Origin of the sequence: Nonomuraea cavernae (assembly GCF_040655715.1) — a bacterium.
GTDB classification, from domain to species: domain Bacteria; phylum Actinomycetota; class Actinomycetes; order Streptosporangiales; family Streptosporangiaceae; genus Nonomuraea; species Nonomuraea cavernae_A.
The window spans coordinates 185501-198506 of sequence record NZ_JBFAKL010000015.1; the positions used below are offsets into that span (position 1 = coordinate 185501).

Annotated in this window: 12 protein-coding genes; 9 read left to right on the forward strand and 3 right to left on the reverse strand. The window is 68.3% G+C overall.

The window, feature by feature from the left end; genetic code table 11:
• Positions 1 to 60 precede the first annotated feature (60 nt).
• Positions 61 to 1749, forward strand: a complete 1689-nt coding sequence (gene treS, locus AB0I38_RS22830) for a maltose alpha-D-glucosyltransferase (protein WP_358471239.1) — start codon at positions 61 to 63, stop codon at positions 1747 to 1749.
• Between the two features lie 145 nt (positions 1750 to 1894).
• On the opposite strand, the gene AB0I38_RS22835 is transcribed toward treS, so the two are convergent.
• The 3 genes from AB0I38_RS22835 to AB0I38_RS22845 form a co-directional block, all read right to left on the reverse strand.
• Complete coding sequence (locus AB0I38_RS22835; RefSeq protein ID WP_358471241.1) at positions 1895 to 4156, reverse strand: FtsX-like permease family protein; 2262 nt, start codon at positions 4154 to 4156, stop codon at positions 1895 to 1897.
• Between the two features lie 70 nt (positions 4157 to 4226).
• The gene (locus AB0I38_RS22840; protein WP_358471243.1) at positions 4227 to 4955 is read right to left on the reverse strand and encodes an ABC transporter ATP-binding protein; all 729 of its coding nucleotides are present in this window, start codon (positions 4953 to 4955) and stop codon (positions 4227 to 4229) included.
• The gene (locus AB0I38_RS22845) at positions 4952 to 5458 is read right to left on the reverse strand and encodes a PadR family transcriptional regulator (protein ID WP_189126079.1); all 507 of its coding nucleotides are present in this window, start codon (positions 5456 to 5458) and stop codon (positions 4952 to 4954) included. The genes AB0I38_RS22840 and AB0I38_RS22845 overlap by 4 nt, the downstream gene beginning before the upstream one ends.
• Before the next feature lie 128 nt (positions 5459 to 5586).
• Between AB0I38_RS22845 and AB0I38_RS22850 the strand changes: the two genes are divergently transcribed.
• The 8 genes from AB0I38_RS22850 to AB0I38_RS22885 form a co-directional block, all read left to right on the forward strand.
• Positions 5587 to 6834: an ABC transporter substrate-binding protein gene (locus AB0I38_RS22850; RefSeq protein ID WP_358471245.1), complete on the forward strand. Its 1248-nt coding sequence runs from the start codon at positions 5587 to 5589 to the stop codon at positions 6832 to 6834.
• Positions 6835 to 6841: 7 nt separating this feature from the next.
• A complete protein-coding gene (locus AB0I38_RS22855; RefSeq protein WP_358471247.1) occupies positions 6842 to 8152 on the forward strand; it encodes an ABC transporter substrate-binding protein in 1311 nt (436 codons plus the stop codon).
• 5 nt (positions 8153 to 8157) lie between these two features.
• Positions 8158 to 9543, forward strand: coding sequence for an ABC transporter permease subunit (locus AB0I38_RS22860; protein ID WP_436838767.1), 1386 nt, complete (start codon positions 8158 to 8160; stop codon positions 9541 to 9543).
• On the forward strand, positions 9540 to 10439 hold the full coding sequence (locus AB0I38_RS22865) for a carbohydrate ABC transporter permease (RefSeq protein ID WP_358471251.1): 900 nt from the start codon (positions 9540 to 9542) through the stop codon (positions 10437 to 10439). Before AB0I38_RS22860 ends, AB0I38_RS22865 begins: the two co-directional genes overlap by 4 nt.
• A 121-nt stretch (positions 10440 to 10560) precedes the next feature.
• Positions 10561 to 11238, forward strand: a complete 678-nt coding sequence (locus AB0I38_RS22870) for a uracil-DNA glycosylase (protein ID WP_358471253.1) — start codon at positions 10561 to 10563, stop codon at positions 11236 to 11238.
• A gap of 10 nt (positions 11239 to 11248) precedes the next feature.
• A complete protein-coding gene (locus AB0I38_RS22875; RefSeq protein ID WP_358471255.1) occupies positions 11249 to 11569 on the forward strand; it encodes a hypothetical protein in 321 nt (106 codons plus the stop codon).
• Positions 11570 to 11745: 176 nt separating this feature from the next.
• Complete coding sequence (locus AB0I38_RS22880) at positions 11746 to 12036, forward strand: MTH1187 family thiamine-binding protein (RefSeq protein WP_358471257.1); 291 nt, start codon at positions 11746 to 11748, stop codon at positions 12034 to 12036.
• Positions 12037 to 12218: 182 nt separating this feature from the next.
• On the forward strand, positions 12219 to 13006 hold a 788-nt coding region (locus tag AB0I38_RS22885), incomplete at its 3' end, for a hypothetical protein (protein ID WP_358471258.1).

Sequence of the window (13006 nt, forward strand, 5' to 3'; positions counted from 1 at the left end):
AAGCAAACGCCGGGGAACCGGTGACTTCGTCCTGCCCACATCTCCTTCTGTGAGCGACATATGATCAACGCATCCCCATCGCCGGAGCCGATTTCCGAGGCATTCGTCTCGGAGGATCCCTCCTGGTACAAGCGGGCGGTGTTTTACGAGGTTCTCGTCCGAGGGTTCAAGGACTCCAACGGCGACGGCACCGGAGACCTTCGCGGTCTCATCGAAAAGCTCGGCTATCTGGAGTGGCTCGGCGTCGACTGCCTGTGGCTGCTCCCGTTGTACGAGTCTCCGCTGCGCGACGGCGGCTACGACATCTCCGATTACATGAAGATCCTTCCTGACTTCGGAGATCTCGGAGATTTCGTCCAGCTGATCGAAGCCGCCCATGAGCGAGGCCTGCGGATCATCACCGACCTGGTGATGAACCACACAAGCGACCGGCATCCCTGGTTCCAGGCCTCCCGGCACGACCCCGAGGGGCCGTACGGCGACTTCTACGTGTGGGCCGACGAGCCCACCGGCTACCCGGACGCGCCGATCATCTTCATCGGGGCGGAGGAGTCCAACTGGACCTACGACCCGGTGCGCAAGCAGTACTACTGGCATCGCTTCTTCCACCACCAGCCCGACCTCAACTACGACAACCCGGCCGTGCAGGAGGCGATGCTGGAGGTCCTGAAATTCTGGCTCGACCTCGGCATCGACGGGTTCCGGCTGGACGCGGTGCCCTACCTGTTCGAGCGGGAGGGCACGGCCTGTTCCGGCCTGCCCGAGACGCACGCCTACCTGAAGAAGATCCGCGCCGAGGTCGATCGCCTCTACCCCGACCGGGTGCTCCTGGCGGAGGCCAACGGGTGGCCCGAGGACGTGGTCGAGTACTTCGGCGACCCCACCGTGGGCGGCGACGAGTGCCACATGGCCTTCCACTTCCCGCTGATGCCACGCATCTACATGGCGGTCAAGAAGGAGACGCGCGAGCCCATCTCGGAGATCATGTCGCGCACTCCCAAGCTGCCCGACACCGCGCAGTGGGGCATCTTCCTCCGCAACCACGACGAGCTCACGCTCGAGACGGTGACCGAGGAAGAGCGCGACTACATGCACAACGAGTACGCCCAGGACCCGCGGATGCGCGCCTACCTGGGCATCCGCCGCCGCCTCGCGCCCCTGCTCGAGAACGACCGCGACCGGATCGAGCTGTTCACCGCCCTGTTGCTGAGTCTGCCGGGCTCGCCCGTCATGTACTACGGCGACGAGATCGGCATGGGCGACAACATCTGGCTCGAAGACCGTGACGCGGTGCGCACGCCGATGCAGTGGAGCCCCGACCGCAACGCCGGCTTCTCGGCCGCCGACCCCGGTCGCCTCTACCTGCCCGTCGTCATGGACCCGATCTACGGCTACCAGGCGGTCAACGTCGAGGCCCAGCAGCGCAACAGCGGCTCGCTGCTGCACTTCACCCGCCGCATGCTGGAGATCCGCCGCAACCACCCGGTGTTCGGCACCGGCGCCTACACCGAGATGTGGTCGTCCAACTCCTCGGTCCTCACCTACATCCGTGAGGAGGGCGACGACGTGATGCTCTGCGTCAACAACCTGTCGAAGTATCCCCAGCCGGTGGAGCTCGACCTGCGCCGGTTCACCGGCATGACGCCGGTCGAGGCCCGGGGCGGGGTGCGGTTCCCGGTGGTCGGTGAGCTGCCCTATCTGCTCACGTTGCCGGGTCACGGCTTCTACTGGTTCGCGCTCAGGCCCTGAGCGTCACGCGTCCGGCACGGCGACACCGTGCCGGACGTCTTTCGCCATGCGGTGACCTATGCCCGGCTCAACGCACAGTGACCTATGCCCGGCTCAGCGGGCCCTGACCTATGCCTGGTTCAGCGGGCCCTGACGTACGCCCGGTTCAGCGGGCCGTGACGGGCACCTGGGCGCGGGCGGCGCGGCGGGCCGGGATGAGCGCCACCGCGAGTGCCGCGCCCACCGCCGCCAGCACGGCGAGCGTCAGCGTCAGCGCCGAGGGCGCCCGGCCGATGCCGGCGCCCACCCCACTCGTGTGCCCCTGCAGGTCGATCAGGCCGGTCACCATGGAGACCCCGGCGGCCGTACCCGCCGCGACGCCCAGCACGACGAGCAGCCCGGTGCCGGTCACGAGCGTCGCCATCACCTGCCGCGGCGTCAGCCCCATCGCCTTGAGCACCGCCAGGTCCAGCGCGTGGTCGCGCAGCCCCAGGGCACTGGCCGTGAGCAGGTTGGCCAGGCCGATCAGCGCCAGCACCACGATCAGCGCCACGATCACCACCCGGATCACCGCCAGCCGGTCGGCGGGATTGACCACCCGCTGCACCTCCAGGCTCTCGGCCGACTCGGCCAGCAGCCTGGCCCGCACCTCGTCGGGGTCGGCGCCGGGGCGCAGCGCCAGCGCGTAGTGCTCGGGGGGCACCGAGTCCTTGGCCGCCAGGCTGTCGAGGCCCACGGACAGCACCTCGCCGTCGAGGTCGGGCTCGACGGTCCGGCCGACGATGCGCACGATCAGCGGCGAGCCGCCCACGGTCAGCCGCACCCGGTCGCCGATCTTCAGGCCGAGCAGATCGAGCAGCCCCTGACCGGCGACCGCCTCCCCCGGCCGGGCGTACATCCGGCCCTCGACCACCGGGAACGGGTAGGGCTCGCCCGTGGTGCCGAGCGCCCGCACCCGTACCGAACGGGCCTCGCCGGGAGCCAGCGCGTTGACATCGGTGCCCGGGTAGATGGCGCGCACGTGGGGATCCTCCACGGCGATGCGCCTGGCCTCGACCGGATCCAGCCCCGGCTTGACGTAGAGCGACGCGTGCTGGCCGACCTGCTCGGGATGGCTGAGGAAGCCGTCGAGCGTGGACCAGACGCCCAGGCCGATCGTGATCATCATCATCGGCACGGCCAGCCCGAAGACGGTCAGAAACGCGGGCACCCGCCTGGTGAAGGCGTCGCGGGTGCCGAGGATCAGCGCGGGCGGGAGGCGTACGAGGAGGGCGAGCCGGGCCATCCTGGACAGGTGGCCCCGGGGCGGCGCCGCTGGGATGTCCGGGATGGGCGGGGTGCGGCCGCCGCGCCACGCGGGCACGCCCACCGCGGCCAGCACGACCAGCGCGGTGCCCGCGACGATGGCGAGCATGGGCATCGGCGGGGCTGAGACGCCCAGGAAGGCCACCGTGACCCCCCAGCCGGCCAGCGTGCCGATCCCGACGCCGAGCAGGCCGAGCGCGCCGTGCTCGACCAGGAGCAGCAGGGCGACCTGGCCCCTGGTGAATCCCAGGGACTTGAGCGTGGCCAGATCGCGTAACTGACCGAGCACCCGCCCGCCGGCGGCGTTGGCCAGCGCGAGCCCGGCGGCCACCATGCCGACCACGCCGAACAGCGCCAGCAGCGTGCCGAGCAGCCGGTTGTCCAGCTCCATCGCGGCCCGGACCTCGCGCCAGGTGTAGACCCGCTGCAGTTGGTCCTCCAGCATGACGACCACGCGCTGCGAGACGAGCTGGGCCGAGTCGGGGTCGGCCAGGCGCAGGCCGGTCACCCACTCGCTGCGGCCGAGCATGGGCTCGATCCGCTCCAGCATGGTCGGCAGCACCCAGGCCAGGCCGGGCGTCCACTCGGGATAGAAGCCCTGCTCGGCGGAGTGGGCGATGCCGCGCACGTACAGCGTGTGGCGCTCTCCGCTGAGCGCGATGATCGTGAACGGCGCGCCGACCTTCAACCGCAGCGAGGTGGCGAACGACCGCTCGACCACCACGCCGTCGAGCTGGGAGGAGTTGAGCCAGCGACCCTCGGTCACCACCGGGTGGGCCACCGCCGGGCGCGCGGCGGACATCGCGCGCAGCGACGCGGGCTCCTTCTTGCCGTCCTGGGCGACGGTGACGGGCGCCGAGCGGTAGGGCCCCGCGGTGTCGGTCACGCCGTCGATCTCGCCCACCGCGGCCTGGGGGCTGTCCTTGGTGTAGAACCACACGTGGGCGCCGTCGGTCTGGGCCGACAGGTTGCGCCACGGGTTGGTGCCGTCTTCGAGCAGGGTGACGGCGGTGATGAGGGCGGCCACGATCCCGGCCACGGCGAACACGGTGAGGGCCGCCTGGCCCTTCCTGGCCCGCAGGTCGGCCCTGATCCACCGGCCACCGGCCAGCGCTGTGCTCATCTCACCCTGCTCATCTCGCCACAGCTCATCTCGCCACAGCTCATCTCGCCACGACTCATCTCGCCACGACTCATCTGAGATCGATCACCGCGCCGGCCGTGCCCGTGCGCCGGCGCGCGATGCGGCCGTCGTCGACGATCTCGCCGTCGAAGAGGGACACCAGGCGGTCGGCCAGGCTCGCCACCCGGGCGTCGTGGGTGACCATGATGATCGTCTGGCCTTCCTTGTGCACGTCGCTGAGCAGGCGGAGCACGTCGCGGGTGTTGCGGCTGTCGAGATTGCCCGTAGGCTCGTCGGCCAGTAGCACGCTCGGCTGGTTGGCCAGCGCGCGGGCCAGCGCGACCCGTTGCTGCTCGCCGCCCGACAACTGGCCGGGAGCGGCGTCGGCGCGTTCGGCGAGGTTGAGCGCGCCCAGCAGGTGCTCGCGGCGCTCGCGGGCGTCCTTGGGCGAGACGCCGGCCAGCAGCGCGGGCAGCTCCACGTTGTCGGCCACCGTCATGTTGGCGACCAGATTGAAGAACTGGAACATGAACCCGATCTTCTTGCGCCGCAGCAGCGCCCAGGCGCTCTCGGAGAGCGTGTCGGCGCGCTGGCCGTCGAGCCAGATCTCGCCGCTGGTGCGGGCGTCGAGGCCACCGAGCATGTGCACGAGGGTCGACTTGCCCGACCCTGACGGACCCATGATCGCGACGAACTCTCCCGGCTCCACCTGCAGATCCACCCCGCGCACGGCCGGCACGGGGACGGCTCCGCCGGAGTAGATCTTGACCAGGCTGACCGTCTTCACTACAGGGTTCATGCGAGATCCTCCTGACACCGCTCCAGCCAGTCGAGATCGGCTTGCAGATGCAGCATGGCACCTTCGATGAGCAGAATCGCCACCCGATCGCCGGGTTCGATGTGAACCAGGAGGTCATTCAGGTCGCGCATGAGCGAAAGATAATGTCGGCGCTGCCGGCTGATCAGCGCCATGCGGTCGGCGATGCCGGTGAGCGGGGCCAGCACGAGCTTCATGAAGAACTCATCGCGGACCCTCGGGCCCTCGGTGGGCTCGTCGACCCACGCGGTGAGCGCGTCACGCCCCTTGGCGGTCAGGTAGTAAACCTTCTTGTTGGGCCGGTTGGACTGCTCGACGTCGACGGCTCTGATCAGTCCGTCCTTCTCCAGCCTGCCGAGCGTCACGTAGATCTGGCCGATGTTGGGAGAGGGATAGGCGCTGCCGAAGGTCTGTTCGAGCGCCTGTTTCAGCTCATATCCATGGGCAGGCTCCTTCGCCAGGAGCGCCAGCAGGTGCGGCCGCACGCCTCACCTCCCCGTTCTGTTACGTATGCGTTACGAAGCAATCCGTTGACCCCAAGATTACATCTGTGCATAACATGAATGCATCTACCTAACACGTATGTAATCACTTTAAACATGGAGGTAACAGCGTGCGTCGCTCGCTGCCGATCGTGCTGTCCGTCTTGCTGGCGGCCGGTTGCGCGGGTACGGGCGACGAGGGCGGTGGCACCACGGGGACGGGCGGGACAGGCCCGATCACGTTCGCCACCGGGCGCGACACCACGGCGTATCTGCAACCCCTGCTGGATCGCTGGAACCAGGCCCACCCGGCCGAGAAGGTGACGCTCCTGGAACTGCCCGAGGCCGCCGACGAGCAGCGCGCGCAGATGGTGGCCAATCTTCAGGCTCGCAGCAGTCGCTACGACGTGCTCGGGCTTGACGTGGTGCAGACGGCGGAGTTCGCGGAGAACGGCTGGATCATCCCCCTGGAGCGCGGGCTCTTCCCGCTCGACAGGTTCCTGCCGCCCGTCGTGGACACCGCGGTCTACAAGGGCAAGCTGTGGGCGGTGCCGTACACGAGCAACGCGGGCCTGTTGTACTACCGCACCGACCTCATCAAGAAGCCGCCGCGCACCTGGGCGGAACTTCGCAAGGCAGCACAAGAGGTAACGAAAAAGCACGACATTGACGGGTACGCCGGGCAGTTCCTCGCCTACGAGGGGTTGACGGTCAACTTCTCCGAAGCCGTGCAGTCAGCGGGCGGACAGGTCGTCAGCCCCGACGGCACGCGAGTGACCCTCGACCCCGCCAAGGCGGCGACGGCGCTGGCCTTCCTGCAGCAAGGGCTGCGCGAAGGCTGGATTCCCAAAGCGTCGCTGAGTTACAAGGAGGAGGAGTCACGCCTGGCCTTCCAGGAGGGCCGGCTGGCGTTCGCCCGCAACTGGCCGCACGCGTACGGCCCGGCCAAGGCCAAACTCGGCGACAAGTTCGCGGTCACGAGGCTGCCCGGCCTCGACGGTCCCGGCTCCAGCTCGCTGGGCGGGATCAACCTGGCCGTCAGCGCCTCCTCCAAGCACCAGCACTCCGCACAGGAGTTCATCCGCTACTTCACGGGCCTGGAGAACGAGCGCCGGGTCCTCACCGAGGGTTCCTTTCCTCCGGTGTGGACCGAGCTCTACGACGATCCTGAGCTGATCAAGCGCTTCCCCTACCTGCCCGTGCTCAAGGAGAGCATCCTCGCCGCCAAACCGCGGCCGGTGAGCGCCAACTACAACCAACTGAGCCTGGTCATCGCCAGCTCGGTCACCAAGGCGCTCAGCCCTCCCTACAGCGAGTCCGCCGATGACATGGCGGTCTCGCTGAAATCCGAACTCGAAGAGATCATCAGAACCCAGTGAGGCAGCAATGCGAAACGTCAGAGCAGCAGCCATCCTTGCGGGGCTCGCGGTAGCCGTCGCCGCGTGCGGCAACGCGCCGACAGCGAGCGAGCCCACCGCGTCGAGCTCCGCCCCGGCGGGCGGCGCCAAGACGTTAGAGGGTGTCAAGCTCGAAGTGGCGGCCAAGTGGACCGGTGACGAGCAGGCGAACTTCGAGCAGGTGCTCAAGGCCTTCTCCGACAAGACCGGCGCGCAGGTGACCTACGCCTCCACCGGTGAGGACACCGGCGCCTACCTCGGCCCGCGCATCCAGGCCGGCAGCCCGCCCGACGTGGCGATCCTGCCCCAGCCCGGCCTGGTCCAGCAGTACGCCGACCAGAAGGCGCTCAAGCCGCTGACCGAGGGCGTGACCAAGGAGATCGACACCAACTACACCCCCTACTGGAAGGAGCTCGGCTCCGCCGGCGGCCAGGTGTACGGCGTGCTCATCAAGGCGGCGCACAAGTCGCTGGTCTGGTACCGCTCGCAGGCGTTCGAGGACGCCGGCGTGCAGCCGCCGACCAACTGGGACGAACTGCTCAAGGCCGCTCAGACCGTCGCCGACTCCGGCACCCCGCCCTTCTCCTTCTGTGGCGCCTCCGGCTGGACCCTGACCGACCTGTTCGAGAACGTCTACCTCTCGACGGCCGGCCCGGAGAAGTACGACCAGCTCTCCAAGCACGAGATCCCGTGGACGGACCCCAGCGTGACCACCGCGCTGGAGAAGATCGCGCAGATCGCGGGCAAGAAGGAGTTCGTCGCCGACGGCGCGCTGCAGACGGACTTCCCGACCTGTGTGAGCAAGGTCTACGGCCAGAAGAAGGCGGCCATGGTCATCGAGGCCGACTTCGTGGCGGTCACCGCCGTCCAGGAAGGCGCCAAGGTCGGCGAGGAGGCCAAGTACTTCCCGTTCCCCAAGGCCGGTGACACCTCTCCGGTCGTGCTCGGCGGCGACGTCGCGGTGGCGATGAAGGACTCCCCCGGCGCGATGGAGCTGCTGCAGTTCCTCGCCTCCAAGGAGGGCGGCGAGATCTGGGCCAAGCTCCCCGGCTACCTGTCCCCGAACAAGAACGTCTCCCCCGACAACTACCCCGACCCGCTGACCAAGGCGCTCGGCCAGACGATCGTCTCGGCCGGTGACGCCGTCCGCTACGACATGTCCGACCTCGCGCCGAGCGCCTTCGGCGGCACCGACGGCAAGGGCGAGTGGAAGGTCCTGCAGGACTTCCTGCGCGACCCGAGCGACATCAAGGGCGCGCAGGACGCGCTCGAGGCCGAGGCCAAGAAGGCCTGGAAGTAAGAGGGATGGCCGTGACCGAACGGTTCAACGGCCCGCAGGACCCGTCCGAGCGAGTCTCGGGCGGGTCTCCCGCCGGACCGGCTGACACCCCCCGCACCAAGAAACGACGCCTCGGCCCCTCCCCGGCGCTCGCCATCGCCTTCCTTCTCCCGGCGGCGGTGTTGCTGGGAGTCTGGGTGGTCTACCCGATCGTCTACTCGATCTACCGAAGCCTCTTCGACTCCGCCGGCAGCGGATTCGTCGGACTCGGCAACTACGCCACCATCTTCTCCGACGAAGGCATGCTCACCACGATCCGCAACAACCTGATCTGGGTGGTGGCGGCGCCCATCGTGGTCACCACGCTGGGCCTGATCTTCGCGGTGCTGACCGAGCGCATCAGGTGGTCGACCGCGTTCAAGCTGATCGTGTTCATGCCGATGGCGGTCTCGCTGATGGCCGCCGGCGTGATCTTCCGCCTCGTCTACGAGGAGGACCCCGACAAGGGCATCGCGAACGCCGTCCTGACCACCGTGCACGACACGTTCTCCTCCTCCCAGGGCTACCCGGAGGCCCGTCCCCGTGAGGGCGACGAGTCACCCGTCGCGGCACAGGGCGGCGCGGCCATCACCAAGCAGGCCGCGCAGCCGGGCCAGCCCGTGCTGATCCCCATCGTCGGCATCAAGCCGGCGATCATGCCGAGCAACGCCCAGCCCGCCAAGCCCCCGGCCGGCGGCGACGCGCTGTCCGGAACGGTGTGGTTCGACTTCACCGCGGGAGGTGGCGGCACCAGCAACGCCATCGACAGCGGCGAGAAGGGGCTGCCCGGCATGACCGTGGAGGCGGTCAAGGACGGCCAGGTGGCCGGCACCGCCACGACGACCGAGGACGGCTCGTTCCGCTTCGCCGGGCTGCCCGCCGGCTCCTACGTCGTCCAGTTGCCGGCGTCGAACTTCCAGGCCTCGTACAACGGCCTGACCTGGCTCGGCCCGACGCTGATCACACCGGCGATCATCGGCGCGTTCGTCTGGGTGTGGGCCGGGTTCGCCATGGTGCTGATCGCGGCCGGGCTCGCGGCGATCCCGCGTGACGCCCTGGAGGCGGCCCGCATCGACGGTGCCACGGAGTGGCAGGTGTTCAGGCGGATCACCGTGCCCTTGCTGTCACCGGTGCTGCTCGTCGTCTTCGTGACGATGATCATTAATACCTTGAAGGTCTTCGACCTGGTCTTCATCATCGCGCCGTCGTCCGTCCAGCCGGAGGCGAACGTGGTCGCGCTGGAGATGTGGCGGGTGTCGTTCGGCGGCGGGAACAACCAGGGCCTCGGCAGCGCCCTGGCGATCTTCCTGCTGATCCTGGTGCTTCCCTTCATGATCATGAACATCCGCCGGTTCAGGAGGGAGAACGCATGACGACCGCAAGCGCCACGGCGCCCGCCGACGTGGAGGCGGGAGCTCCGCCCAGGAGTGTGGCCGGCCGGATCGTCGATCGTCTCGGCAGCGGCGTGGTTCAGTTCGTGATGGTCCTGCTCGGGTTGTTCTGGCTGGTGCCGACGCTCGGCCTGCTGGTCGTGTCGATGCGCACCGTGCAGGTCAACAGCGCCGAGGGCTGGTGGACGATCTTCACCAAGCCGGCCGAGCTCACCCTCGAGAACTACTCCAACCTGCTGGCCAGCGGCTTCACCGCGTCCTTCTGGAACACCGTGGCCATCACGGTGCCGACCACGATCCTGGTGATCGGCATCGCCGCCATGGCCGCCTACGCGTTCGCGTGGATGGAGTTCCCGGGGCGTGACACGCTCTTCCTCGTCGTGGTCGGGCTGCTGATCGTGCCGATCCAGATCGCGTTGATCCCGATCGCGAGCTTCTACGGCGGCGTCGGAATCTTCGGCTCCATCCCCGGCGTGGTCCTGTTCCACGTGGCGTTCGGACTCCCCTTCGCGATCTTCCTGCTCCGTAACTTCTTCGTCGGCATCCCAGCCTCGCTGCTGGAGGCCGCGCGGATGGACGGCGCCTCGGAGTGGAAGATCTTCGCCTCCGTGGTGTTCCCGCTGGGTAAGCCGGCGATCGCGTCGCTCGGCATCTTCCAGTTTCTCTGGGTATGGAACGACATGCTCATCGCGCTGGTCTTCGCCAACCCGGAGAGCCAGCCGATGACCAAGGCACTCCAGTCTCAGATGCGGCAGTTCGGCTCCAACGTGGACATCCTGTCCTCCGGCGCCTTCATGTCGCTGATCATCCCGCTGGTCCTCTTCTTCGCCTTCCAGCGCTACTTCGTGCAGGGCATGATGGCCGGCTCAGTGAAGTAACTCCCGATGTGGGCGCCCGCTAACCCGCGGGGGCGCGGGCGCCCGTCGTGATCATTCTGGTACGGCCCAGCGTCGAGGTTTCGGGCGCAGGCCGTACCGGACCTGGATAAGCTCAACAGCCATGGCAGGTCTTCCCCTGAACGAAGTCGTCGAAGCCGGCTGGGCCCACGCGCTGGAGCCCGTCGCCGAGCGGATCTCCCAGATGGGCGAGTTCCTCCGCAAGGAGATCGCCGAAGGCAGGCACTACCTCCCCGCCGGAGCTCACGTGCTGCGCGCCTTCAGCCAGCCCTTCGACGACGTCAAGGTGCTGATCGTCGGGCAGGACCCCTACCCGACGCCCGGGCACCCCATCGGGCTGTCCTTCTCGGTCGCCGCCGACGTGCGGCCGCTGCCCGGCAGCCTGGTCAACATCTACAAGGAGATGGAGACCGACCTCGGCCTGCCGCGGCCCGCCAACGGCGACCTGACTCCGTGGGCCGATCAGGGCGTGCTGCTGCTCAACAGGGTGCTGACCGTCATGCCCGGCAAGCCCGCCTCACACCGGGGCAAGGGCTGGGAAGAGGTCACCGAGCAGGCCATCCGCGCACTGGTGGCCCGCGACAAGCCGATGGTCGCCATCCTGTGGGGCCGCGACGCCCGCAACCTCGCCCCGATGCTGGGCCGCGTGCCGCGCGTCGAGTCGGCGCACCCGTCCCCCCTCTCGGCGCGCAACGGCTTCTTCGGCTCCCGGCCGTTCAGCAGGGCCAATGAGCTGCTCGTTCAGCAGGGCGCGGCTCCTGTCGAGTGGAAGCTGCCCTAGCATCGTCGCCATGAGCGATAACGAGAAATTCCTACGCCTGACGGTCGAACTGACCGTCGAGGTGCTCGACGTCGATGCGCTGCAGGCCGCCGCGCTGGCCGAGATCCGGCATCCCGATGCCGACCTCACGGAGGAGGAGCGGGCCGAGCAGGCCGAGCTCGTCGCCTCCGATGAGACCGGCGCGTCCGCGCTGCAGTGGCTGATCGAGCCCGACCACGTGCTGCAGTTGGTGGACCACATCGACGAGATCGAGCCACGGGAGGCAGTGCTGGGTGTCGAGCCCTCCGACGGTCCTAGTGACGAGGACGAAGAGGAGCATGAACACGTCTGACTTTCCGCGGTAGCCACGGCGCTGCAGGGTGCCGTGGCTTTTCGCTGCCTAGGCGCTCGCTAGGATCATTGACGCCGGTGAGCGCCGCCCTCCCCTGCTGAGCTCGGGCCGCGAGCGGTGCCCGGCCAAGTCCGCGGGCGCGGATGGGCCGTGCCCCGAGCCGCGAGGGGGCACCCATGATCGTCGCATTCTCCATCACTCCGCTGGGCGTCGGCGAGGGGGTCGCCGAGCCGGTGGCCCGCGCCGTCCAGGTCGTGCGCGACAGCGGTCTGCCCAACCGGACCGACGCCATGTTCACCACCGTCGAAGGTGAGTGGGACGAGGTGATGGCGGTCGTCAAGCGGGCCGTCGACGCGGTGGCGGTGGTGGCGCCCCGGGTCAGCCTCGTGCTCAAGGCCGACCTCCGCGAGGGGGTCACCGACGGGATGACGAGCAAGCTCGAGTCCCTGGAACGCCACCTGCCCTGATCATCCCCGTCGCCTTGCCGGCCTTGCCGGCCTTCGCCGACCTTCGCCGACCTTCGCCGACCTTCGCCGGCGGGAGCATCCGTTGACGAGATGCCTTTTACAGAGTTTCTGAAGGCGTTTTGGACCACCATCCAGGAGGGTCCTGTCTCAGCCATTAATGGTTCTCGAGACAAGGAACTCCGATGCGCGTTGTTCAACCGGGCTCACGGGCGGGCGCGGTGCGGCTCGCCGGTCTGGCCTTAGCCGTCACCGCGTTGACGTCCCTGATCGCACCGACCGCCGCCATGGCCGACCCCGACCCGGACGTCACCAGGAGGGCCGGCGACGTCTCCACGGCCCGCGCCCTCGCGGCCTGTGACTCCTCGGGCACGACCCCGACCGATTCCGCGCTCGCGACGCAGCTCAACGGCAAGCTGAGGGCCAAGATGCGGGGGTACATGTCGGCCTACCGGGTCTCCTGCGCGCGAAAAGTGATCGAGGCGGTGCACGACCGGGGGTTGCACTCGCGGGCCGCGGTCATCGCCATCACGACGACGATCATCGAGTCGAGCATCGACAACATCGCCGAGGAACTCGATCACGACAGCCTCGGCCTGTTCCAGCAGCGCGCGTCGTGGGGCAGCGTGTCACAGCGGCTCAATCCCGTCTGGGCAACGAACGCGTTCCTCAACAAGATGCTGTCGAAGTATCCGAACAACACCTGGATGACGGCGCAGATCGGCCAGATATGTCAGGCCGTCCAGGTATCGGCATATCCCGATCGTTATCAGCCGCAGGCAGGTGACGCCCAGATCATCGTCAACACCATCTGGCCGTACGTGGCGGGCGGCGCTGGCCGTGACTTCAGCGGTGACGGCAAGGCCGACGTGATCGCCCGCAACGCCACCACCAAGGACCTGCACCTCTACCGTGGCAGCGGCACCGGCGGTTTCCAGTCAGGCACCGGCGAGGCCTTCAGCAACAACTGGTC